At 65.6% G+C, this 20,874-nt stretch carries 27 protein-coding genes; 8 read left to right on the forward strand and 19 right to left on the reverse strand.

Annotated features, from left to right (window positions below):
- Position 1: 1 nt before the first annotated feature.
- From recO to folK, 12 genes are all read right to left on the reverse strand, one after another.
- Entirely contained in the window at positions 2-739 is a 738-nt protein-coding gene (gene recO, locus GSH16_RS00745; protein ID WP_160850946.1) for a DNA repair protein RecO, read from the reverse strand.
- A 10-nt stretch (positions 740-749) separates the two neighbouring features.
- Positions 750-1,079 carry a DUF1491 family protein gene (locus tag GSH16_RS00750; protein WP_328803186.1) on the reverse strand — a complete coding sequence of 110 codons (330 nt, stop codon included), beginning with the start codon at positions 1,077-1,079 and terminating at the stop codon, positions 750-752.
- A 10-nt stretch (positions 1,080-1,089) separates the two neighbouring features.
- On the reverse strand, positions 1,090-2,010 hold the full coding sequence (gene era / locus GSH16_RS00755; protein WP_160850948.1) for a GTPase Era: 921 nt from the start codon (positions 2,008-2,010) through the stop codon (positions 1,090-1,092).
- On the reverse strand, positions 2,003-2,662 hold the full coding sequence (gene rnc / locus GSH16_RS00760; protein WP_160850949.1) for a ribonuclease III: 660 nt from the start codon (positions 2,660-2,662) through the stop codon (positions 2,003-2,005). The genes era and rnc overlap by 8 nt, the downstream gene beginning before the upstream one ends.
- A gap of 26 nt (positions 2,663-2,688) precedes the next feature.
- Positions 2,689-3,474 carry a signal peptidase I gene (gene lepB, locus GSH16_RS00765; protein WP_160850950.1) on the reverse strand — a complete coding sequence of 262 codons (786 nt, stop codon included), beginning with the start codon at positions 3,472-3,474 and terminating at the stop codon, positions 2,689-2,691.
- A 118-nt stretch (positions 3,475-3,592) separates the two neighbouring features.
- Positions 3,593-3,997 carry a holo-ACP synthase gene (gene acpS, locus GSH16_RS00770; protein ID WP_160850951.1) on the reverse strand — a complete coding sequence of 135 codons (405 nt, stop codon included), beginning with the start codon at positions 3,995-3,997 and terminating at the stop codon, positions 3,593-3,595.
- The gene (locus GSH16_RS00775) at positions 3,994-4,470 is read right to left on the reverse strand and encodes a hypothetical protein (RefSeq protein ID WP_160850953.1); all 477 of its coding nucleotides are present in this window, start codon (positions 4,468-4,470) and stop codon (positions 3,994-3,996) included. Before GSH16_RS00775 ends, acpS begins: the two co-directional genes overlap by 4 nt.
- The gene (locus GSH16_RS00780; protein ID WP_160852884.1) at positions 4,467-5,225 is read right to left on the reverse strand and encodes a pyridoxine 5'-phosphate synthase; all 759 of its coding nucleotides are present in this window, start codon (positions 5,223-5,225) and stop codon (positions 4,467-4,469) included. The genes GSH16_RS00775 and GSH16_RS00780 overlap by 4 nt, the downstream gene beginning before the upstream one ends.
- A 51-nt stretch (positions 5,226-5,276) precedes the next feature.
- On the reverse strand, positions 5,277-5,933 hold the full coding sequence (locus tag GSH16_RS00785; RefSeq protein ID WP_160850955.1) for a DUF2062 domain-containing protein: 657 nt from the start codon (positions 5,931-5,933) through the stop codon (positions 5,277-5,279).
- A gap of 65 nt (positions 5,934-5,998) precedes the next feature.
- Positions 5,999-8,140: a RelA/SpoT family protein gene (locus tag GSH16_RS00790; RefSeq protein ID WP_160852886.1), complete on the reverse strand. Its 2,142-nt coding sequence runs from the start codon at positions 8,138-8,140 to the stop codon at positions 5,999-6,001.
- Between the two features lie 45 nt (positions 8,141-8,185).
- The gene (gene rpoZ, locus GSH16_RS00795; RefSeq protein ID WP_160850956.1) at positions 8,186-8,539 is read right to left on the reverse strand and encodes a DNA-directed RNA polymerase subunit omega; all 354 of its coding nucleotides are present in this window, start codon (positions 8,537-8,539) and stop codon (positions 8,186-8,188) included.
- A 111-nt stretch (positions 8,540-8,650) separates the two neighbouring features.
- Positions 8,651-9,259, reverse strand: a complete 609-nt coding sequence (folK, locus tag GSH16_RS00800) for a 2-amino-4-hydroxy-6-hydroxymethyldihydropteridine diphosphokinase (protein WP_160850958.1) — start codon at positions 9,257-9,259, stop codon at positions 8,651-8,653.
- A gap of 114 nt (positions 9,260-9,373) precedes the next feature.
- On the opposite strand from folK, the gene GSH16_RS00805 reads away from it, so the two are divergent.
- The 5 genes from GSH16_RS00805 (at position 9,374) to rnhA (ending at position 12,599) form a co-directional block, all read left to right on the forward strand.
- Positions 9,374-9,949: a LabA-like NYN domain-containing protein gene (locus GSH16_RS00805; protein WP_160850960.1), complete on the forward strand. Its 576-nt coding sequence runs from the start codon at positions 9,374-9,376 to the stop codon at positions 9,947-9,949.
- Positions 9,949-10,605 carry a uracil-DNA glycosylase gene (locus GSH16_RS00810; RefSeq protein WP_160850962.1) on the forward strand — a complete coding sequence of 219 codons (657 nt, stop codon included), beginning with the start codon at positions 9,949-9,951 and terminating at the stop codon, positions 10,603-10,605. Before GSH16_RS00805 ends, GSH16_RS00810 begins: the two co-directional genes overlap by 1 nt.
- Positions 10,606-10,693: 88 nt before the next feature.
- Positions 10,694-11,644, forward strand: coding sequence for a 4-hydroxy-3-methylbut-2-enyl diphosphate reductase (ispH, locus tag GSH16_RS00815; protein ID WP_160850964.1), 951 nt, complete (start codon positions 10,694-10,696; stop codon positions 11,642-11,644).
- Positions 11,641-12,111: a DUF3429 domain-containing protein gene (locus GSH16_RS00820; RefSeq protein ID WP_160850965.1), complete on the forward strand. Its 471-nt coding sequence runs from the start codon at positions 11,641-11,643 to the stop codon at positions 12,109-12,111. Before ispH ends, GSH16_RS00820 begins: the two co-directional genes overlap by 4 nt.
- Before the next feature lie 14 nt (positions 12,112-12,125).
- Positions 12,126-12,599, forward strand: coding sequence for a ribonuclease HI (rnhA, locus tag GSH16_RS00825; protein WP_160850967.1), 474 nt, complete (start codon positions 12,126-12,128; stop codon positions 12,597-12,599).
- A gap of 2 nt (positions 12,600-12,601) precedes the next feature.
- Here rnhA and GSH16_RS00830 read toward each other — a convergent pair whose 3' ends face one another.
- The 4 genes from GSH16_RS00830 to def (GSH16_RS00845) are packed head-to-tail and all read right to left on the reverse strand — an operon-like array spanning position 12,602 to position 14,832.
- The gene (locus tag GSH16_RS00830) at positions 12,602-12,844 is read right to left on the reverse strand and encodes a hypothetical protein (protein ID WP_160850969.1); all 243 of its coding nucleotides are present in this window, start codon (positions 12,842-12,844) and stop codon (positions 12,602-12,604) included.
- 43 nt (positions 12,845-12,887) lie between these two features.
- Positions 12,888-13,805 carry a methionyl-tRNA formyltransferase gene (gene fmt, locus GSH16_RS00835; RefSeq protein ID WP_160850971.1) on the reverse strand — a complete coding sequence of 306 codons (918 nt, stop codon included), beginning with the start codon at positions 13,803-13,805 and terminating at the stop codon, positions 12,888-12,890.
- Entirely contained in the window at positions 13,805-14,314 is a 510-nt protein-coding gene (gene def, locus GSH16_RS00840) for a peptide deformylase (protein WP_160850972.1), read from the reverse strand. Before def (GSH16_RS00840) ends, fmt begins: the two co-directional genes overlap by 1 nt.
- Positions 14,314-14,832, reverse strand: a complete 519-nt coding sequence (gene def, locus GSH16_RS00845; protein ID WP_160852887.1) for a peptide deformylase — start codon at positions 14,830-14,832, stop codon at positions 14,314-14,316. The genes def (GSH16_RS00840) and def (GSH16_RS00845) overlap by 1 nt, the downstream gene beginning before the upstream one ends.
- 112 nt (positions 14,833-14,944) lie before the next feature.
- Here def (GSH16_RS00845) and GSH16_RS00850 point away from each other — a divergent pair, with 112 nt between their 5' ends.
- Positions 14,945-16,120, forward strand: coding sequence for a MalY/PatB family protein (locus GSH16_RS00850; RefSeq protein WP_160850974.1), 1,176 nt, complete (start codon positions 14,945-14,947; stop codon positions 16,118-16,120).
- 111 nt (positions 16,121-16,231) lie between these two features.
- Positions 16,232-17,191 carry an L-malyl-CoA/beta-methylmalyl-CoA lyase gene (locus GSH16_RS00855; RefSeq protein ID WP_160850976.1) on the forward strand — a complete coding sequence of 320 codons (960 nt, stop codon included), beginning with the start codon at positions 16,232-16,234 and terminating at the stop codon, positions 17,189-17,191.
- Here the strand turns inward: GSH16_RS00855 and GSH16_RS00860 are convergent.
- The 3 genes from GSH16_RS00860 to rocF form a co-directional block, all read right to left on the reverse strand.
- Positions 17,178-18,188 carry a DMT family transporter gene (locus tag GSH16_RS00860; RefSeq protein ID WP_160850978.1) on the reverse strand — a complete coding sequence of 337 codons (1,011 nt, stop codon included), beginning with the start codon at positions 18,186-18,188 and terminating at the stop codon, positions 17,178-17,180. The genes GSH16_RS00855 and GSH16_RS00860 overlap by 14 nt on opposite strands.
- Before the next feature lie 104 nt (positions 18,189-18,292).
- Positions 18,293-19,339: an ornithine cyclodeaminase gene (locus GSH16_RS00865; RefSeq protein WP_160850979.1), complete on the reverse strand. Its 1,047-nt coding sequence runs from the start codon at positions 19,337-19,339 to the stop codon at positions 18,293-18,295.
- 11 nt (positions 19,340-19,350) lie between these two features.
- Positions 19,351-20,283, reverse strand: coding sequence for an arginase (gene rocF, locus GSH16_RS00870; protein WP_160850981.1), 933 nt, complete (start codon positions 20,281-20,283; stop codon positions 19,351-19,353).
- A gap of 131 nt (positions 20,284-20,414) precedes the next feature.
- On the opposite strand from rocF, the gene GSH16_RS00875 reads away from it, so the two are divergent.
- Positions 20,415-20,852 (forward strand): Lrp/AsnC family transcriptional regulator, encoded by a 438-nt coding sequence (locus GSH16_RS00875; RefSeq protein ID WP_160850983.1) that lies wholly within the window; start codon positions 20,415-20,417, stop codon positions 20,850-20,852.
- Positions 20,853-20,874: the final 22 nt, after the last annotated feature.

The following is a 20,874-nucleotide window of genomic DNA, read 5'->3' on the forward strand; positions in this document are numbered from 1 at the left end:
CCTACTCCGCTCCTGTAGCGCGCATCGCGCGGTCGAGCCGTTCGCGCGCCGGTGGCAGGCCGTCCCGTCCGAGCGCCGGCAGCAGCCAGTGGCGCAGAAAATGGCCCGTCATCCGCAGGCCCGCGGCAGCGTCGGCCTCCGATACCGGCTGCGGATCATCATGGTGCAGGAAGCGCGGCAGCGGCAAGAGCCGGTCGGCATAGTCCTCGCCGCCGCGCCGGCTGACGGCGCGGCCCGATTTGGGTGAGACATAGATCAGGTCCTGCTGCACGCCCGTTGCTGCGCATTCAGTGAAATCGAGGCCGAACCCCATCTCTGCCAGAAGCGCCAGTTCCCAGCGCACATAGGTGCCGCGCCAGTGCGGGTCGGCGCCGATCGCATCCATCAGGTGGAGCGTGCGAGCATAGAAACGGCGATGCGCCTCGCGCTCCGGCAGGCAGAGGGAGATCAGCGCCGCAGCCGCCGACGCCGCAGCCAGGCTCGCCCGGTCGGACATGATCTGCGCCGCGCGCGAGCGGATCGGATCGACCGTGTAGCTGCCCAAGTGTTCTTCCAGCCGCGCGCGCCATTCTACGGAGAGCTGGGCACCGGGTTGCAAGACAGGCGCCATCCGGCGCGACCCGCCGCCCCGGACCAGCCCGAAATGCCGCCCGTGCTCGGCGGTGAACATCTCCAGAATTGCCGAACCCTCGCCATGCGGGCGCACCGAGACGAGGATCCCTTCGTCGCGCCATTCCATGGGTCCGAGCCTAACCGTCGAGGCCCGGCAGGTCGAGCAGCGCGCGGCCTGCGCGGTCCTCCACCTCGATGATCCAGATATCGGGATCGAACCCGCGCTGCCGGTCGAGCGCGGCGTCAACCTCTGCTTCTGCGCCGTCCGCCAGCGTCACCCAGACACGGTTGCCATCCAGATCATAGCTGCGCTGCATCGCGCGCGCCTGCCCGTCGAGACTGTTGACCTTGACGAAGACCGCCCCTGCCGTGTCGTCGCCATGGGCGGTTACGAAAGCGGGGATATCGGACTGGCGCAGGACCGCCAGATAGGCCTGCACCCAGAATTCGGTCGCCAGACGCGCCACGGCGGCCGCGTCAGCCGCCGTCGGAGAAGTCGAGCCCCATCTCGGCATAGCGCTCCGGCTCCTCGAGCCAGTTGGGGCGGACCTTCACCTGAATGAACAGATGGACACGGCGGCCGAGGAACTCCTCCAGTTCCTTGCGCGCATCCTGACCGATCGCCTTGATCGTCGCGCCCTTCGGCCCGAGCGCGATGCCCTTGTGCCCGTCGCGTGCGACATAGACGATCTGGTCGATGCGCACCGACCCGTCCTTGCGCTCTTCCCAGCTCTCGGTCTCCACCGTCATCTGGTAGGGCAGTTCCTGATGCAGCCGCAGCGTCAGCTTCTCGCGCGTCATCTCTGCTGCGATCATACGCATCGGCAGGTCGGCGATCTGGTCCTCGGGATAGAGCCACGGGCCCTCGGGCAGGCGCTCGGCCAGCCAGCCGCGCAGATCGTCCACGCCGTAGCCTTTCTGGGCCGAGATCATGAAAGTGGCGTCGAAATCGTGCAGTTCGTTGATCTCTGCGGTGAGCGCCAGCAGCCCGTCGCTCGACACACGGTCGATCTTGTTGATCGCAAGCACCGTCGGGTGCTTGTCCGCGCCATGCTCGGCCATACTGTCGAGGATCTTGCGCACGCCGTCGGTGAGCCCGCGATGCGCCTCGACGAGCAGGACCACGATGTCGGCATCCGCGGCCCCGGTCCAGGCCGCCGTGACCATCGCCCGGTCGAGCCGCCGCCGCGGCCGGAAGAGGCCCGGCGTGTCGACGAAGATCATCTGGGCATCGCCCTCCAGCGCCACGCCGCGGATGCGCGCCCGCGTCGTCTGCACCTTGTGCGTCACGATCGACACTTTCGCGCCGACCATGCGGTTCAGCAAAGTGGATTTGCCGGCATTGGGCTCCCCGATCAGGGCGACGAAGCCGCAGCGGGTGGCGTGATCCTCAGCCATGTTCTGTCTCCTTGACGGCGAGCAGGCTCTTGGCCGCGCTCTGCTGTGCCGCGCGTTTGGACGCGGCGGTGGCCCGCGCGCTCGACCCGTCGCGCAGGCGCACCTCTATGGTGAAATTCGGTTTATGGTCGGGACCGGACCGGTCGACCACCACATATTCCGGCGGCGGCATGGACCGCGACTGCGCCCATTCCTGAAGCGCGGTCTTGGGGTCACGGGCACGGCCCTCGACCCCCTTCAGATGCGGCTCCCAGAGCTTCAGAACGAGCTTTCGCGTCCGCTCCATGCCGGCATCGAGATAGATGGCGGCAATCACCGCCTCCATCGCATCGCCGAGGATCGCGGTCTTGCGCCGTCCGCCCGACAGCATCTCCGACCGGCCCATCATCAGAAAATCGCCCAGCGCAATCGCCTCGGCGACGGCCGCGCAGGTTTCCTTGCGCACGAGCGCATTCAGTCGGGGTGCAAGCTCGCCCTCGCTGGCCTCCGGATCGGCTTTCAGGAGCGCTTCGGCCACGATCAGGCCGAGCACACGGTCGCCGAGGAATTCGAGCCGCTGGTTGGAAGCACGGGTGGGTGCGCTCAGCGACGCATGGGTCAGCGCCTCGCGCAGCAGGTCCGGAGAGGTGAATTCATGGCCCAGCCGGGCCATGAAGGCGCTTCTGTTCTCCGACCCGCTCAATCGATCGCCTTGAAGAACCGGTCACTCCGCCAGGTCCAGAAATAGAGCATGGACGCCCCTGCGGAGGAAAAGACGACCCGATCGGCGCGGCCGATCAGGTTCTCGAACGGCACGAAGCCGACGCCACCCACCGAGCGCGGGAAGCGGCTGTCCTGGCTGTTGTCGCGATTGTCGCCCATGAAGAAATACTGGCCCTCCGGCACAACGAAGACGCCGGTATTGTCGGCAAAGCCGGTCTCGATGTTCAAGACATTATGCGCAACGCCGTTGGGCAGGGTCTCGCGGAACCGCTCTTTTTCGCAGGTCCCGCCCATGCCGACCGGTGCGTTGGTGCAGCGCGGCAGGTTCTTCATCGGACCCTGTGCGGCCATTTCCTCGACAAACGGGGGCAGCGGCTCCTGCGGGACCAGTTCGCCATTGATGATGAGCCGGCCGTCCTGCACCTGAATCCGGTCACCCGGCAGGCCGATCAGCCGCTTGATATAGTCGGTATTGTCGCGCGGATGCTTGAACACGACCACGTCGCCAAGCTCCGGTTCGGAGCCGAGGATGCGGCCCGAGAACGGACAGATGGAGAAGGGGCAGGAATGGCGCGAATAGCCATAGGCCATCTTGTTGACGAAGAGGAAATCGCCGATCAGCAACGTGTCCTTCATCGAGCCCGACGGAATCCAGAAGGGCTGGAAGAAGAGCGTTCGGATCACCGCTGCCAAGAGCAGCGCATAGACGATCGTCTTGACGGTTTCGAGAAACCCTTCTTTCTTCTCGGCCTTGGCTGCCATGCTCACTCTTGCCTCGTCTGCCTGTTGTCTGTCGCGCCGGAAGTCCGGCCGGGTATTGCCTGCAGCACCCATCGGGTGCCGGTGTTGCCGCGCCTTGTCGCGCCTGCCCCGTGCAGAGTCAAGCGCCGGTGGGACGGGCCTCGATCACGACAAAGGCCTGCGCCCATGGGTGATCGTCCGTTAGGGTCACATGCACGATGGCCTCATGCCCGGGCGGGGTCATGGACGCAAGCCGCTCCGCCGCCCAGCCGGTCAGGTGCATCACCGGCTGCCCCGTGCGCAGGTTGCTCACCGACATGTCCTTCCAGGCGATGCCCATCCGCAGACCCGTTCCGAGCGCCTTGGAACAGGCTTCCTTCGCGGCCCAGCGCTTGGCATAGGTGCCCGCGACATCTGCACGCCGCTCGGCCTTGCGCTGCTCGACGTCGGTGAAAACGCGGTTGCGGAACCGGTCGCCGAACCGGTCGAGCGTGCCCTGGATACGCTCGATATTGGCCAGATCGGTGCCAACGCCGAGGATCATTGCAACCGGCCGGAAATGTCGCCCGTCGCCTGATTGAGTGTCAGGTCCAGCTGCGCCCGGAAGAACTTCGTGGCGTCCTGGTTCATCACCTGAACCGGCAAGCTGAATGTCAGGCCCACCGACGGGTCGTAATCGGACACGAGTTCCTCGAAATAGGCACCGGAAAACCCGCCGCCGCTCGCGTTGCGGCTGATCACGACACATTGCGGATCACCCTGTTCGCTATAGGGCGGGGATATGATCATCAGGTGGAACGCGGCGGCGGCAGGCTCGACCGTGTCGATCAGCGCCACGCGCACGGCGCCGTTGGAAAAACTGCGGCTGAACCGCTCCCAGGGCTCGACAAGGTTGACCGCCCGTGTCCGCCAGTCGCATTCGGTCACGGCCTGCGCCGTCGCCATGCCGGACAGACCGGCAGTCATTGCAATTGCGGCGAGGGCCGCCATTGCGGACGATTTGGCCGTTTGGGTCATGTGACCGCCCCGTCCCGCGCGCCGTCCATCAGCGCCCGCATCTCGGCAATGGCCGGTTCCAGCCCGCGGAAGATCGCCTCCCCGATGATGAAATGGCCGATATTGAGTTCCCGCACCTGCGGGAAGGCCGCCACCGGCTGGACCGTGTCATAGGTCAGCCCGTGGCCGGCATGGACCTCCAACCCCAGATCGTAGGCGAAAGCGGCCATGTCGCGCAGCGCGTCCAGCTCGCGGTCGCGCGCGTCGAACCGGCCTTCGGCATGCGCATCGCAATAGGCACCGGTATGCAGTTCGATCACTTCCGCCCCGATCCGGTGCGCAGCCTCGATCTGGCGGCGGTCGGCGGCAATGAAGATCGACACGCGGCAGCCCGCATCGCGCAGGGGTGCAATGAAATGGGCGAGCCGGTTTTCCTCCCGCGCGACCTCGAGCCCGCCTTCGGTCGTGCGTTCCTCACGCTTCTCGGGGACGATGCAGACGGCATGGGGCGTGTGACGGAGCGCGATCTCTTGCATTTCCTGCGTCGCTGCCATCTCGAAATTGAGCGGGACGGACAGGCTCTGCATCAGCGCGTCGATGTCGCGGTCGGTGATATGGCGGCGGTCCTCGCGCAGATGCGCGGTAATCCCGTCGGCGCCCGCCGCCTCGGCCAGCCGCGCGGCGCGCACCGGATCGGGCGTGTCGCCGCCACGCGCGTTACGCACGGTCGCCACATGGTCGATATTGACCCCCAGACGGATGCGGGGGGCGGACATCTTGCTGCTGCTCGTCACGATCATTCTCCGCAGGCTCGATCTGCCGCGAACTTAGGGAAATTCGCGCAGCCCGTCAGCCTTTCTTTGTGCCGCGGACAGTTTTCGCTTCGCCTTTTCGAGAAGCCGTCCGCGCCGGCGGGCCTGATAGGCCGCGATGAGCGGGCGCGACAGCATATAGATCAGGCCCGCGGTCAGCATGCCGGGCAACAAGCCGCCCAGCCAGTAAGGCAGGAAGATATATTCCCAGAATTGGCTGAGCGCCGCCCAGGGCACCGGCTCGCCGGTGAACGGGCTGCGGATCGCGGTCCAGATGCCCGACAGCGCGTCGCCGAAGCTCTGGCGCAGGCCGACCACATCCCGCCCGTGCCGCCCCTGCCCCATCATCACCCGGCCAAGGTTCAGCGACACGATGGCTATGATCGGAAAGGTTATCGGATTGCCGAAGAAGGTGCCGAGCAGCGAGGCCAGGAAATTGGCGCGCAACAGGCGGGCCAGCAGGGCGGCATAGAAGAATTGCAGACCGAAGAACGGGGTGAAGCAGGCCATGACCCCGCAGGACAGGCCGAGCGCGATCTTGTGCGGACTGTCGGGAAGCCGCCGGACCCGATGGCCGACATATTCGATCCCGCGCCGCCACCCTTTGCGGGGGTAGAACGCTTCCTGCAGCCGCTGCCACAGCGAAGGTTGGTCCCGGCGCTTGAATACCATCTGCTCAGCGTCGCCTCATTTGTTCCAACCCGGCACACGGATCAAAACAGGTCTGCCCCGGCTGTTCAGCTGTCGGGGTGGCGCGACGCGTCCCTGAACCGGTGCACTTCCGCCACGTCCGAATCGGCTTCCAGAGCCGTCTGAACATGCAAGAGGTGTTCCACATCGCGCACATTCAGATCAATGACCATGCGATAAAAATCGGGTTTTCGATCCGTGAACGCCAGGTCCACGATATTGGCATTATGCTCCCCGATTAGGGTGCAAATGCGGCCAAGCACGCCGGCATCGTTGGCCAGCGTCAATTCGACGCGGGCCAGATGCTCCGTGCGGTAGGGTCCGTCCGCCCAGCGCAGGTCGACCCAGCGTTCGGGCTGGTCCTCGACCTCGGCCAGTTGCGTGCAGTCGATCGCATGCACCACAACGCCGTGTCCGCGGAAGGTGATGCCGACAATCCGCTCGCCCGGCAGCGGATTGCAGCAGGGCGCCGGATGCGATGCCTGCCCGCTTTCCAGCCCGATCACCGGACGGGAGGCGGCCTCTTCCTCGCCCTCCTCGGCCTCCTGCGCGTCGCGGAGCAGTTCGGGATAGAGGACGCGCACGACCTCCTGCCCGCGCAATTCGGCCGCGCCGAGCAGCGCCAGCAGATCGTCCCGCGACCCGAGCGCCAAGAGCTTGGCCGCCGTGTCGAGCGCCTTGTCGGTCGCCTTCTTGCCGACCTTCTCCATCGCGACGCGGGCGATCTCGCGCCCCAGCCGGATATGGGCCGCGCGATGTTCCTCGCGCAAGCTGCGGCGGATGGCCGATTTCGCGCGCCCGGTGACGGCGATCTCCTCCCAGACCGGCTGCGGGCGCTGGCCTTCGGCGCGGATGATCTCCACCGATTGGCCGTTGCGCAGCCGCGTCCAGAGCGGCACGCGCTGCCCGTCCACCTTTGCGCCGACGCAAGAATGGCCGATGCGGGTATGGATCGCATAGGCGAAATCGATCGGAGTCGCGCCGCGCGGCAGCTTGATGACTTCCCCTTTGGGCGTGAAGCAGAACACCTGGTCGGTGAACATTTCCAGCTTCACATGTTCCAGGAAGTCGTTGGGATTGTCCGACGCCTCGAACCGCTCGGCGAGGCTCGACAGCCAGCGGAACGGATCGACGGCAAACGGGTTCTCGAACCGCTCGCCGTTGCGGTAGGACCAATGCGCCGCAACACCGGATTCCGCGACCTCGTGCATTTCGCGCGTGCGGATCTGGATCTCCACCCGCTTGGCCGAGCGTCCCGACACGGTGGTGTGGATCGACCGGTAGCCGTTCGATTTGGGCTGGCTGATATAGTCCTTGAACCGGCCCGGCACCGCGTTCCAACGCTGGTGCACGGCTCCGAGCGCGAGGTAACAGTCCCGCTCGCTGCCGGTGATGATGCGGAAGCCGTAAATATCGGAGAGCCGGTTGAAGCCCTCCTTCTTCTCTTCCATCTTGCGCCAGATCGAATAGGGCCGCTTCTCGCGCCCCAGCACTTCGGCCTCGACCCCGGCGCCTGCGAGCGCCTTCTTGATGTCTTCGGTGATCTGGGGGATCAGGTCGCCGGTTTCGCTGCGCAGCGTCAGGAAGCGGCGCATGATCGAATTGCGCGCCTCAGGATTGAGGATGCGGAAGGAAATATCCTCCAGCTCCTCACGCATGGACTGCATCCCCATCCGGCCGGCGAGCGGGGCGAAAATGTCCATCGTCTCGCGCGCCTTGCGCTTCTGTTTCTCGATCGGAAGCGATCGGATGGTGCGCATGTTGTGGAGCCGGTCGGCAAGCTTGACCAGAAGCACCCGCAGGTCCTTGGACATGGCCATCAGAAGCTTGCGGAAATTCTCCGCCTGCTTGGTCTCGACGGAGGAGAGTTCCAGATTGGTCAGCTTGGTGACGCCGTCAACGAGTTGCGCCACCTCGTCCCCGAAACGGCCGGCCACTTCGGCATAGGTGGACTTTGTGTCCTCAATCGTGTCGTGCAGGAGCGCTGTCACGATGGTGGCATCGTCGAGCCGTTGCTCTGTCAGGATCGTCGCCACCTCGACCGGGTGGGAGAAATAGGGCTCGCCGGAACTGCGATACTGCCCCTCATGCATCGCGCGCCCATATTCGTAGGCGTCGCGGATCAGCGCGCTGTCACAGCGGGGATTGTAGCTTTCGACAAGCGCGACAAGTGCGTCGGCGGGGCGGATCGCATCGTCGGTCTCGACATCCCTGACGGGCGCCCCGGCCACGTTTTACTTCTCTTCCTGGGCTTCCATCAGCGCGCGGAGCAGGTTTTCCTCGGACATGTCGTCCTCGGCCTTGTCCGGCGACTCGCCGCCCATCAGGAGTGCCATCTGATCTTCTTCCGGCTCGTCCACCTCGATCTGCTGCTGGTGCGACTCGATCGCCGCCTCGCGCAGCTGGTCGGCCGTCAGCGTTTCGTCTGCAATCTCGCGCAGGGCAACGACCGGGTTCTTGTCATTGTCGCGGTCGATCGTCAGGGCGGCACCGGAAGAAAGCTCGCGCGCGCGATGGGACGCAAGGAGCACCAGCTCAAAACGGTTGGGGACCTTGTCCACGCAATCTTCGACGGTCACACGGGCCATTGGACGCTCCTGTATCAGCATCAGACTTCGGAAAAGGCATACCTATAGGGCGCGACGGGGAAAGGCAAGGCCAGAAAAACAAGGGGGCGGGCCGCGGTTTTGCGGCTCCGGTCACGCCTCGCCCGCGGTCGCTGCCATCGTCGTCAGGTCGAGCCGCCCGATCGGGGTCAGATCAAGCTGGGCCGGTGGCAGGGCGGCGACCAGCGCGTCGATCCCCTGCCCGCCCAGCGGATCGGTCCAGTCGGGCGCGACCTCGCGCAGCGGCACAAGCACGAAACCGCGGTCGAGAACCCGCGGATGGGGCAGGATCAGTTGCGCCGGTGCATGGGCCTTCTGGTCCTCAGGCGGCAAGTCGCGCCAGCCAAGCGCGGTTTCGCGGTCGGGCAGGATCGCGCCGCCATGGTCGATCAGGTCGAGGTCGAGGATGCGCGGCGCCCAGCGCGCGGGCCGGGTCCGCCCGGCCGCGGCCTCGGCCTTGTGCAGTGCCGCAATCACGGCATTCGGCGGCAGGTCCGTTTCGGCCCGTGCGACGGCATTCACGAAGTCCGGGCCGCTGCCGGGCGGATAGGCAGGCGAGCGGAAAAACCGGCTCACATCCGTGATTCGGATACCCTCATGGTTGAGCAACCGGAGCGCGTGTTTGCATATTGCAAACGCCTCTGAGGTGGTGCTGGCGAGGTTCGATCCGAGCGCAATCAGGCAAAAACGTTGTTTTTTCATAATATTTGCGCCTTGCAGATGCGCGATTCCCCCCTATCCTGCCGGTGGGGCAACAGCAGCGGCGTCAATTTCCAATCCGGCGTCGTGACTCGTTTTTTGTTCGGAGAACATAGTATGTTTTATCGCGATGAGCGGCTCGCCCTTTTTATCGACGGAGCCAATCTTTACGCAGCCGCGAAAGCCCTCGGTTTCGACATCGACTACAAGCTGCTCCGCACGGAGTTCATGCGGCGCGGCAAACTGCTGCGCGCCTTCTACTACACTGCCCTTTTGGAGAATGACGAATATTCCCCGATCCGGCCGCTGGTCGACTGGCTGAACTATAACGGGTTCACCATGGTCACCAAACCGGCCAAGGAGTTCACCGACAGTTCCGGCCGCCGCAAGGTGAAGGGCAATATGGACATCGAACTGGCGGTGGACGCGATGGAACTGGCCCCGCATGTGGACCATATCGTGATCTTCTCCGGCGACGGGGACTTCCGGTCGCTTGTGGAAGCCCTGCAGCGCCGCGGCAACCGCGTGTCCGTCGTCTCCACCATCCGGTCCAGCCCGCCGATGATCGCGGACGAGCTGCGCCGCCAGTGCGACAATTTCATCGAGCTTGAAGACCTGCGCGACGTGATCGGCCGCCCTGCCCGCGTGACCGAGAACGCTGCCCAGCCGGTCGAGGCCGAAGTCGACGATTGATGGCTGCCGCTGCGCCCGATGCGGCGCCCCCCGAAGCACCGCTCGACTGCCCGCTCTGCCCCCGCCTCGTGGCCTACCGCGCGCAGGTGGCCGCGAAGGAGCCGCAATGGTTCAACGCGCCCGTCCCGAGTTTCGGCGACACGGGCGGGCGGCTTCTGGTTCTGGGGCTCGCGCCCGGTGTCACCGGTGCGAACCGCACCGGCCGCCCCTTCACCGGCGACTATGCAGGCGGGCTTCTCTACCAGACGCTGGCCCGGTTCGGCTTTGCCAATGACCGGTTCGATGCCCGCCCCGATGACGGGCTCGCGCTCACCGACGCGCTTGTCTGCAACGCGGTGCGCTGCGTGCCGCCACAGAACAAGCCGACCGGGGCCGAGATCCGCACCTGCCGCCCGTTCATGCTGTCGCGCATGGCGCAGATGCCGAACCTGCGTGCCGTCGTCTGCCTTGGCCGGATCGCGCATGACACGCTGGTGCGGGGCTTGGGCGCGCGTCTGGCCGACCATCCGTTCGGCCATCAGGCGCAGCACCGGATCGGCGATCTGCGGATTTTCGACAGCTACCATTGCTCGCGCTACAACACCAATACCGGCCGTCTGACGCCCGAGATGTTTGCCGCCGTCTTTGCCGATGTCCGGGCCTGGCTCGACGCCTAGCGACCGGTTCCGCTTGCGGTCCCACGGCGGGGCTGCACATCGCGCCCGAATCCGGCTATATCCGGAAGAGACAGTCCGGAGACCCTGAATGACCGAAGCCCTGACGCTTTATCTGGCCGCGCCGCGCGGCTTTTGTGCCGGTGTGGATCGCGCGATCAAGATCGTCGAGATGGCGCTCGAGAAATGGGGCGCACCGGTCTATGTGCGCCACGAGATCGTGCACAACCGGTTCGTGGTCGACATGCTGAAGGACAAGGGCGCGGTCTTTGTCGAGGAACTGGACGACTGCCCGACCGACCGGCCGGTCATCTTCTCCGCCCATGGCGTGCCGAAATCGGTGCCCGCCGCGGCCGAGGCGCGCAACATGCTCTATGTCGACGCGACCTGCCCGCTGGTCTCCAAGGTCCATATCGAGGCCGAGCGCCATCACGCCAACGGCCTGCAGATGGTGATGATCGGCCATGCCGGCCACCCCGAGACCGTCGGCACCATGGGCCAGCTCCCGCCGGGCGAGGTGCTTCTGGTGGAAACCGTCGCCGATGTGGCAGGGCTGGCGCCGCGCGATCCGTCGCAGCTTGCCTTCATCACCCAGACGACGCTCAGTGTCGATGACACGTCGGAAATCGTGGCCGCCCTTCAGGCGCGGTTCCCGGACATCGTGGGGCCGCACAAGGAAGATATCTGCTACGCAACCACCAACCGGCAGGCTGCGGTGAAGGCGATGGCGCCGAAGATCGACGCGCTTCTGGTGATCGGGGCGCCGAACAGTTCCAATTCGCGGCGTCTGGTCGAGGTCGGCCAGAAGGCCGGCTGTTCCTATGCCCAGCTTGTCCAGCGCGCGGCCGATATCGACTGGCGGGCGCTCGAAGGCATCCGCTCGGTCGGCATCACGGCCGGCGCATCCGCGCCCGAGATCCTTGTCGACGAGGTGGTGGACGCGTTTCGCGCCCGCTATGCACTGACCGTCGAGCGGGTGGAGACGGCGCGCGAGGATGTGGAGTTCAAGGTGCCGCGTGTCCTGCGCGAGGCCGCTGCGTGACGGGTATCCCGCGCGCAGCCTTCTGGCTCGGGGTGGCGGGGCTGCTGCCCTTCGCTTTTGGCGTCGTGCTCACGCTGCTTCCTGCAAACGATGGCTCCGGTGGCGAGATCTTTGCCGTCCCGCGCGACACGGGCGCGCTGCTGCTTGAACGTTACGGCATGGTGATCCTTGCCTTCATGGGCGGCTGCCTCTGGGGGTTTGCCTGCTATCCGCGGCGGCGGCTCGGTCCGGGGTTCTGGGTGCTCTTCGCGACCACACTGCCGGCGCTCTGGGCCTTTTTCGCGCCGCTCTATTTCGGCCCGACACCGCAATGGTCCTGCGCCCTGCTGGCGGCCGGGTTTCTGGCACTACTGGCCATTGACCTCTGGGCTCATAATGAGGAAATTGCGCCTCCCTGGTGGCTGGCACTGCGCCTGCCGCTGACGCTGGCGGTGGTGTTTGCGCTGCTGTTCGGCGCCTTTTCCTGAAGGATATCCGCACGATGACGACCCTGACCGCCTATACGGACGGCGCCTGTTCCGGCAATCCCGGCCCCGGTGGCTGGGGCGTGCTTCTGCAGGCGACCCGTGACGGCAAGATCGTGAAATCGCGCGAGTTGAAGGGCGGCGAGGCAGAGACGACGAACAACCGCATGGAACTGATGGCCGCGATCACCGCGCTGGAGACGCTGGAGCGGCCGAGCGCGCTCACCGTCGTGACCGACAGCGCCTATGTGAAGAACGGCGTGTCCGGCTGGATTCACGGCTGGAAACGTAACGGCTGGCGCACCTCGTCCAAGAAGCCGGTGAAAAATGTCGATCTATGGCAGCGCCTCGACGAGGCGCAGGCGCGGCATCAGGTGACGTGGGAATGGGTGAAGGGCCATGCCGGCCATCCCGAAAACGAGCGGGCCGACGAACTGGCCCGCGCGGGCATGGCGCCCTTCAAACCCGAAAAACCGGCGAAATCCGACTAGGATCAGCGCCGTCCGCGACCGGCCGTGGGGACGAGGATCAGCGCCCCGGCCGCGCCGATGATCGCATCGAGTCCGGGCGATCCGAAGCTCAGGTGGAACATGATCCGGATCATGTAGACGAGGAACACCCCGCCAAGACAGATGATGATGCTTGGCAGGATGCCGTTGCGGGTCAGATCCCAGCGCTCCGACAGGTAGCCGACGATCCCGGCAATCACCATCGATCCGAAAAAGGAAAAGAACATCGGGGGTTTGCCTCCTTGCCTGCCGCCGCGCGTGCAGCGCAGTCTACGCCGAAGGGCCGAGCTTGTCGCCCTTGGCAAGCGGCGTGCCGCGCAGGAACGCATCCGCATCCTGCCGCGCCCGTCCGGCCAGTTGCACTTCCGTCAGCCGCACCGCGCCAGCGCCGCAGGCCACCGTCAGCCGGTCATCGAGTACTTGTCCCGGTTCGCCTTGCCCGTCCACAGGTTCGGAATTGAGGAGCTTCAGCCGCGCACCGCGGCAGTCGGTCCAGGCGCCCGGGAACGGAGACAGGCCGCGGATCTGCCGGTCGATCTCCTCGGCCGGACGGGTCCAGTCGACCGCCGCTTCGGCCTTGTCGATCTTGGCGGCATAGGTCACGCCGTCGTCGGGCTGCGGCTGCGGCACCAGATCGTCGATCCGGTCGAGCGCTTCCACGATGGCCGCGGCACCCAGCGCAGAGAGCCGGTCGCGCAGGCTGCCCGCGGTCTCGTCTCGGGCGAGCGGGATACGGCGCTCCAAGAGCACAGGCCCCGTGTCGAGCCCGGCTTCCATCTGCATGATACAGACACCGGACTCCGCGTCGCCCGCCATGATCGCCCGCTGGATCGGGGCCGCCCCGCGCCAGCGCGGCAGGAGCGAGGCATGAATGTTAAGGCAGCCGCGCGCGGGCGCATCGAGGAGCGCCTGCGGCAGGATCAGGCCATAGGCGACCACGACCGCGATATCGGCCTTGAGCGCCGCGAAACGTGCGATTTCCGCGTCGCTCCGCACCGACACGGGATGCCGGACATCGACGCCCAGCGCTTCGGCGCGGGCTTGCACAGGCGACGGGCGTTCCTTCTTGCCACGGCCGGCAGGGCGCGGCGGTTGTGTGTAGACGGCGGCAATCTCGTGACCCGCTTCGTGCAGCGCGTCGAGCACCGGCACGGAAAAATCGGGCGTTCCCATGAAGATGATCCGCATCAGCCGCCCTTCCGTTTCTGCAATTTTGCGTGGCGCGCAAGCAGCATCTTCCGCTTCACCGGTTTCAGGTGGTCGATGAAGAGCTTGCCGTTCAGATGGTCGATCTGGTGCTGCACACTCGTCGCCCAGAGATTGACGAAATCGCGTTCGACCCGCGTGCCCGTCTCGTCGAGATAGGCGACCGTGACGGCGCGCGGGCGCTCTACCTCGGCCCAGAGGCCGGGGATGTTCGGACTGCCTTCCTGATGGGCGCGCAGCTTGACCGACGCGTGCAGGATTTCGGGATTGGCCATCCGGACGGGCGCGTCCTGCGCCTCGGAACAGTCGACCACCGCCAACCGCTGCATCACCCCGATCTGGTTCGCGGCCAGCCCGACGCCCGGCATCGCATACATGCTATCGAGCATGTCCTGCCAGACGGCGCGCACAGCATCATCCACAGCGTCAACGGGCACGCAGACAGACCGGAGCCGCTTGTCGGGATAGATCAGGAAAGGGCGCACGGCCATCAGGCGCGCAGCCTTTCCTTCTTCAGCTTCTGCATCTTGGAGGTGATCATCCGGCGTTTCAGAGCCGAGAGGTAATCGATGAAGAGCTTGCCGTTCAGATGATCGAGCTCATGCTGGACGCAGGTCGCTTCCAGACCGCCGAATTCGGCCTCCTGCACCTGCCCGTCGAGATCCTGCCAGCGCATCTGCACGGCAGCGGGGCGGGTGATTGTCTCGTAGATATCGGGGATCGACAGGCAGCCTTCCTCATATTCGGACAGGTCGTCCGACGCGGCCACGATCTGCGGGTTGATGAGCACGAGCGGTTCCGGCTCCGCCTCCTTGGCGGCGCAGTCCATGACGAAAATGCGCTGCATCGCGCCGATCTGCGGACCGGCCAGACCGATGCCCGGCGCGTCATACATCGTGTCGAGCATATCTGCGGCAAGCGCCTGCAGATCGGCGTCGAATGCCGTCACTTCGGCGGCCACCTTCTTCAGGCGCGGGTCGGGATGGATCAGGATCGGGCGCGTGCTCATGCCCGCCATGTAGGGGAATTGCCCTTCTGGCGCAAGACGGGCGGCGCCTTTGTCCCTTGCCACCGCCGCGCGATCCGCTAGCCTGCAGCGCGCACCGAGCAGGAGACCATGAATGCCTTTCGACTTCGACGAAGTGATCCCCCGGATCGGAACCCACTGCAACAAGTGGGACGATCTCCACAGCGTCTACGGACTGGACCCGTCGGACGCGATCCCGATGTGGGTTGCCGACATGGACTTCAAGGCGCCGCCCGCCGTCAACGAGGCACTTCAGGCGCACGCGGCACATGGTGTGCATGGCTATCCGGGCGACAAGGGCGCCTATCACGCAGCAATCGCCGGCTGGATGGAACGGCGCCATGGATGGACCGTCGATCCGGACTGGATCCTGTCCACCCACGGGCTGGTCAACGGCACTTCCATGTGCCTTCAGGCCTTCACCGAGCCGGGCGACGGGGTGATCCTCTTCACGCCGGTTTACCATGCGTTTGCACGCGTCATCACAGCCTCGGGCCGACGGGTCGTGGAATGCCCGCTGGTGCAGGTCGATGGCCGCTACGAGATGGACCTCGACGCCGCCGCGGCCGCGCTCGACGGGTCGGAGAAGATGGTCATCTTCTGTTCGCCCCACAATCCCGGCGGGCGCGTCTGGCGCAGGGAAGAAATCGCCGCGCTCGGCGCCTTCTGCGAGACCCATGACCTGATGCTCGTCTCCGACGAGGTTCATCAGGACATCACCTTCGGACGCGGCACCCATCTGCCCGCCCCTCTGGCCCTGCCCGACCTGTCGCACCGGCTGGTGGTGATGAACGCGATCACCAAGACCTTCAACATGGCGGGCGCCCTGACCGGCAATGTCATCATTGCCGATGCCACACTTCGCCGCCGGTTCGCGCACACGCTCACGGCCAACGGTATCGGGCTCAACGGGTTCGGCGCGCGGCTTGTCACCGCGGCCTATTCTGACGGCGACGTTTGGGTGGACGCGCTTTGCACCTATCTGGAGGGCAACCGACAGATCCTGCATGACGGGCTGAACGCCATTCCCGGCGTCCGCTCCATGCCGCTCGATGCGACCTATCTGGGATGGGCGGATTTCGAGAATACCGGCCTCACGCCCGACGAGGTGAAAAAGCGCGTGGTGGATGATGCCAAGGTTGCCCCGTCCTATGGTGCGACCTTCGGCGCGGGCGGGGAACAGTTCCTGCGCTTCAATTTCGCCACGCGCCGCGCGCTGGTCGTGGAAGCGGTGGAACGGTTGCACAAGGCGTTCGACGATCTGCAATGACGCGCTGCCGTGGCGTTTTCGCGCCTGCAGCACGAAAGCAATTGACAAGGCAGGGCAAGATTGTGATCTCTCTTGCCCTGTCAGCGCAATTAAATGTCGCAAGGAAATCGCATGAGCTTCAAGGTCCAGCCCGCCGCCCCTGCCCGCCCCAACCGTTGCCAGCTGTTCGGACCCGGATCGCGCCCCGCCATTTTCGAGAAAATGGCCGCGTCCGCCGCGGATGTGATCAACCTCGACCTTGAGGACAGCGTCGCGCCTGCGGACAAGGACAGCGCCCGCAAGGCGGTGATCGAGGCGATCGACGGGATCGACTGGGGCACCAAGACCCTGTCCGTCCGGATCAACGGGCTCGACACGCCCTATTGGTATCGCGACATCGTGGACATTCTGGAACAGGCGGGCGACCGGATCGACCAGTTCATGATCCCGAAAGTCGGCAATGCGGCGGATATCTATGCCGTCGATGCGCTCGTCTCGGCGGTGGAAGCGGCGAAGGGCCGCACAAAGCCGGTCGCGCTGGAGGTCATCATCGAGACCGCCGCCGGCCTCACCCATGTGAACGAGATCGCGGCCGCCTCTCCGCGCCTGCAGGCGATGAGCCTCGGCGCGGCCGATTTTGCCGCCTCCATGGGGATGCAGACAACCGGCATCGGCGGCACGCAGGCCGGCTATTACATGGTGGCACCCGACGGGGCGCAGCACTGGTCCGACCCGTGGCACATGGCCCAGACGGCCATTGTCGCCGCCTGCAGGACGCATGGCATCCTGCCGGTGGACGGTCCGTTCGGGGATTTCTCCGACGAGGCCGGCTTCATGGCGCAGGCCAAACGTTCCGCGACGCTCGGCATGGTCGGGAAATGGGCGATCCACCCCAAGCAGGTGGCGCTCGCCAACGAGGTGTTCACACCTTCCGACGCCCAGATCACCGAGGCGCGCGAAATCCTCGCCGCCATGGAAGAAGCCGAGCGCGCTGGTCAGGGTGCGGCCGTCTACAAGGGCCGGCTTGTGGACCTGGCCTCGATCCGGCAGGCGCAGGTGATCGTGCGCCAGGCGGAACTTATTTCGACTTAGGTTCCGCGTCGGGCGCGGTTGCGCCAAGGTCCTGCCCGTCCGCGCCCTGCTGGCCCTGTTTGGGCTTGGGCGACGGGCCGGTATCGTAGCGCAGGTTGCTCATCCGGAGCACCGGACGCTGGGTCGAGACATTGTCGCGGCTCTCGCGCCAGACAATGTAGAGGCCCGACAGGATGATGATCGCGGCGCCGACGCCGACCCAACGGTCGGGCTGTTCGGCAAAGAAGAGCGCACCATAGGCCGTCGCCCAGAGCATCTGGCTATATTGCATCGGCGCGACCAGCGCGGCGGAGGCCGCCTTGTAGGCCGCGATGATCGACACTTGCGCGATGAAGGCCAGCCCGCCGATGGCCGCCATCAGTCCCAGATCACCGAGCGGCATCGGCTCGTAGACGAAGGGCAGGATCGCCCCCATGCAGATGATATTGGCAAACATCGGGAAGAGGATCAGCACCGCCGACCGTTCCGTTGCGCCCACCTTGCGCACGATGACAGACGCAACCGCAGACCCGATCGCCGCCACAAGTGCGGCCAGATGGCCCAGCGAAAATTCCGAATAGCCGGGCCGGAGCACGATCACGACGCCCGCAAGGCCGACAAGGACCGCGATCCAGCGTCGGGCGCGAACGGTCTCGCCGAGCATCGGCACCGACAGGGCGGTGATGAGGAGCGGTGTGGCGAAGAGGATCGCATAGGTCTCCGCGAGCGGTAGCACGGTGAAGGCATAGAAGGCCGCCGACATGGTCACGACACTGATGCCCGTGCGCAGGAAGACCCAGAACGGGTTGGCGGGGCGGAAATTGTCCACCGCGCGGTCGGCCGTCATCATCAGCGCCACCGGCACGAAGCCGAAGAGCACGGAGAAGAAGACGATCTGGAAGGTCGAATAGCCCGCGCCAAGGAATTTCACGATCGCATCATGGGTGGCGAAAAGCCCGAAGGCCGCCACCGCCAGTCCGATGCCTGCGAGCGGATTGTTCTGGCGTGGGGTGGACATGCTGGCCGTTCCTGCTTCTGACGGGGGGCGTGACCCGGGGTCACCCCCTCCCTAGCAGGTTGTCCTGAAAAGGCCAGCCCCCGCAGACCGGCCGGATCATGGCATCAGCCGGCGCGCATCAGCATCCCGAACAGGTCGCGCGGATCATCCGGATCGGCCAGCATGTCAAGCTCGATACAGTTCGACCCCGGCTCCAGTTTCGACCGGATGTAACGCAGGGCGGAAAAATCCTCGATCGCGAAACCGACGCTGTCAAAGAGCGTGATCTGGCCCGCGTCACGCCGTCCGGCGGCTGCGCCGGTCATCACCTGCCACAGTTCGGTGACGCCATGTTCGGGGTCGAGCTGCTGGATCTCGCCCTCCACCCGGGTCTGGGGCGGGAACTCCACGAAAATATCCGAGCGCAGAAGGATGTCGCGATGCAGTTCCGTCTTGCCCGGACAGTCGCCACCGACCGCGTTGATATGCACGCCCGAGCCGATCATGTTGTCCGTCAGGATCGTGGCATATTGCTTGTCGGCCGTCGCCGTGGTGATGATCTGCGCGCCTTCCACGGCCTCCTCGGGGCTTCGGAATGTCTCCACCGCCAGACCGGAGCCCTGCAAGTTGCGGGCGCATTTCTCGGTCGCGGCCGGGTCGATATCATAGAGCCGGACCCGCTCGATCCCGCAGATCGCCTTGAACGCGTGGGCCTGAAACTCCGACTGCGCGCCATTGCCGATGATCGCCATCGTTGTCGACCCTTTGGGCGCCAGATAGCGCCCGACAAGCGCCGAGGTGGCCGCCGTGCGCAGGGCGGTCAGGATCGTCATCTCCGACAGGAGCACCGGATAGCCGTTCGACACATCCGCCAGCAGCCCGAAGGCCGTGACCGTCTGCAGACCCTGCTTCGTGTTCTTCGGATGCCCGTTCACATATTTGAACCCATAGACCTCCCCGTCGCTGGTCGGCATCAGCTCGATCACGCCTTCGGCGGAATGGGACGCGATGCGCGGGGTCTTGTCGAACAGTTCCCAGCGGCGGAAATCCTCTTCGATATAGGCCGCCAGTTCGGTCAGGAAGGTCTGCAGCCCCGTGCCATGCACGATCTTCATCATGTGATCGACGCTGACAAAAGGCACCATGGCCAGAGCGGAGGGTTCGGTCGACATGTCTGTCTCCTTCAGTAGGAACGGGTCATGCGGTCCATGACGCGTTTGCCCATCAGGCTCGCGACAAGGTCCACCATGAGCGCGGCGGTCCGGCCGCGCTCGTCGAGAAACGGATTCAGCTCGACCACGTCGAGCGAGGTGACGCGGCCGCTGTCATGCAGAAGCTCCATCACCAGATGCGCCTCGCGGAAGGTCGCGCCGCCGGGCACGGTCGTGCCCACGGCGGGCGCAATACCGGGGTCGAGGAAATCCACGTCGAGGCTGACATGCAGGGCCCCGTCGGCCGCCCGCACGCGGTCAAGAAAGGCGGTCAGCGGACGGATGATGCCAAGCTCGTCAATCGACCGCATGTCATGAACAGTCACGCCCGCCTCGCGCAGGCCGGTCTGCTCGGCTGCGTCGACCGACCGGATGCCAAGCATGGCGACATGGGCGGCGGGCACGGTCGCGGCAGGTGCGGGCAACCAGGGTTGGAACCCGGGCTGGCCGGTGAAATAGGCGACCGGTGTCCCGTGCAGGTTGCCCGACCGGGTGCTGTCGAGCGTGTGGAAATCGGGATGCGCGTCGAGCCAGAGCACGAATTGCGGGCGCCCGTCCGACGCGGCATGGGCCGCGACGCCCGGCACCGTGCCGAGCGACAGGCTGTGGTCGCCACCAAGGAAGACCGGCAGCGCCCCGTCCGCCATGGCCGCCCGCGCCCTGTCCTGCAGGCTCGCGCACCAGCCGGCCGTCTCACCGAGATCATGGATCGCGTCGTTGCGATGCGCCGGCGGCGACATGTCCACCGGTGCCGCATTGCCCAGATCGGTGACCCGATGACCAAGATCGGCCAGCGCCTCCGCCAGCCCGGCGGTCCGCAGCGCATCCGGTCCCATCAGACATCCTGGCTGGCTCGCCCCCGATTGCACAGGCGCCCCGATCAGCAGGCAGTCACGTGCGTCCATGTCGGTCCCTTTCCGCCGCTTTGATTGATACACGTTCAGTCTCCCCCGGTGAGATGGAGCCAAAAAGATCCAAAAGTGCGCGAAACGGGACCAATATTTGCCAAACCGGCAAGCGTATATTATCAAAACGTATGGACACTCTGACCGAACGGCTGGTTGCCATCCTGCGCCGCGACGCGCGCCGCCCCGTGGCCAAGCTCGCGGCCGATCTCGGCGTGTCGCGGGCCACCGTGCGCAACCGGCTGGAACGGCTGGAGCAAAGCGGCGAACTGGTCGGCTATACGGCGGTTCTACGGTCGGATATCGGGCAGTTGCCGATCCGCGGCCTGATGCTGATCGCGATCGAGGGCCATATGGCCGAGCGGGTGATCGCGCGGCTGAACGGCATGACGGAAGTGAGCGCTATTCACACCACCAACGGGAAATGGGACCTGATCGTGGAACTGGGCGCGGAAACGCTGGCGGAATTTGACGATATCCTGCGTCGCATCCGCCTGATCGAGGGCATTTCCGCAAGCGAGACCAACCTGCTTCTGGCCACCCGCCGGAGCGCCGCCGCCTGGAACTGACACGCGCGGTTCCGCCGCCATT

The sequence above is a fragment of the Oceanomicrobium pacificus genome (assembly GCF_009833495.1).
Lineage (GTDB): Bacteria > Pseudomonadota > Alphaproteobacteria > Rhodobacterales > Rhodobacteraceae > Oceanomicrobium > Oceanomicrobium pacificus.

Excerpts from the sequence above, each read along its gene's own strand:
- recO (WP_160850946.1), bottom strand. The coding sequence starts at position 739 with ATGGAATGGCGCGACGAAGGGATCCTCGTCTCGGTGCGCCCGCATGGC.
- era (WP_160850948.1), bottom strand. The coding sequence starts at position 2,010 with ATGGCTGAGGATCACGCCACCCGCTGCGGCTTCGTCGCCCTGATCGGG.
- rnc (WP_160850949.1), bottom strand. The coding sequence starts at position 2,662 with ATGGCCCGGCTGGGCCATGAATTCACCTCTCCGGACCTGCTGCGCGAG.
- lepB (WP_160850950.1), bottom strand. The coding sequence starts at position 3,474 with ATGGCAGCCAAGGCCGAGAAGAAAGAAGGGTTTCTCGAAACCGTCAAG.
- acpS (WP_160850951.1), bottom strand. The coding sequence starts at position 3,997 with ATGATCCTCGGCGTTGGCACCGATCTGGCCAATATCGAGCGTATCCAG.
- GSH16_RS00775 (WP_160850953.1), bottom strand. The coding sequence starts at position 4,470 with ATGACCCAAACGGCCAAATCGTCCGCAATGGCGGCCCTCGCCGCAATT.
- GSH16_RS00780 (WP_160852884.1), bottom strand. The coding sequence starts at position 5,225 with ATGTCCGCCCCCCGCATCCGTCTGGGGGTCAATATCGACCATGTGGCG.
- GSH16_RS00785 (WP_160850955.1), bottom strand. The coding sequence starts at position 5,933 with ATGGTATTCAAGCGCCGGGACCAACCTTCGCTGTGGCAGCGGCTGCAG.
- rpoZ (WP_160850956.1), bottom strand. The coding sequence starts at position 8,539 with ATGGCCCGTGTGACCGTCGAAGATTGCGTGGACAAGGTCCCCAACCGT.
- folK (WP_160850958.1), bottom strand. The coding sequence starts at position 9,259 with ATGAAAAAACAACGTTTTTGCCTGATTGCGCTCGGATCGAACCTCGCC.
- GSH16_RS00805 (WP_160850960.1), top strand. The coding sequence starts at position 9,374 with ATGTTTTATCGCGATGAGCGGCTCGCCCTTTTTATCGACGGAGCCAAT.
- GSH16_RS00810 (WP_160850962.1), top strand. The coding sequence starts at position 9,949 with ATGGCTGCCGCTGCGCCCGATGCGGCGCCCCCCGAAGCACCGCTCGAC.
- ispH (WP_160850964.1), top strand. The coding sequence starts at position 10,694 with ATGACCGAAGCCCTGACGCTTTATCTGGCCGCGCCGCGCGGCTTTTGT.
- rnhA (WP_160850967.1), top strand. The coding sequence starts at position 12,126 with ATGACGACCCTGACCGCCTATACGGACGGCGCCTGTTCCGGCAATCCC.
- GSH16_RS00830 (WP_160850969.1), bottom strand. The coding sequence starts at position 12,844 with ATGTTCTTTTCCTTTTTCGGATCGATGGTGATTGCCGGGATCGTCGGC.
- fmt (WP_160850971.1), bottom strand. The coding sequence starts at position 13,805 with ATGCGGATCATCTTCATGGGAACGCCCGATTTTTCCGTGCCGGTGCTC.
- def (WP_160850972.1), bottom strand. The coding sequence starts at position 14,314 with ATGGCCGTGCGCCCTTTCCTGATCTATCCCGACAAGCGGCTCCGGTCT.
- def (WP_160852887.1), bottom strand. The coding sequence starts at position 14,832 with ATGAGCACGCGCCCGATCCTGATCCATCCCGACCCGCGCCTGAAGAAG.
- GSH16_RS00850 (WP_160850974.1), top strand. The coding sequence starts at position 14,945 with ATGCCTTTCGACTTCGACGAAGTGATCCCCCGGATCGGAACCCACTGC.
- GSH16_RS00855 (WP_160850976.1), top strand. The coding sequence starts at position 16,232 with ATGAGCTTCAAGGTCCAGCCCGCCGCCCCTGCCCGCCCCAACCGTTGC.
- GSH16_RS00860 (WP_160850978.1), bottom strand. The coding sequence starts at position 18,188 with ATGTCCACCCCACGCCAGAACAATCCGCTCGCAGGCATCGGACTGGCG.
- GSH16_RS00865 (WP_160850979.1), bottom strand. The coding sequence starts at position 19,339 with ATGTCGACCGAACCCTCCGCTCTGGCCATGGTGCCTTTTGTCAGCGTC.
- rocF (WP_160850981.1), bottom strand. The coding sequence starts at position 20,283 with ATGGACGCACGTGACTGCCTGCTGATCGGGGCGCCTGTGCAATCGGGG.
- GSH16_RS00875 (WP_160850983.1), top strand. The coding sequence starts at position 20,415 with ATGGACACTCTGACCGAACGGCTGGTTGCCATCCTGCGCCGCGACGCG.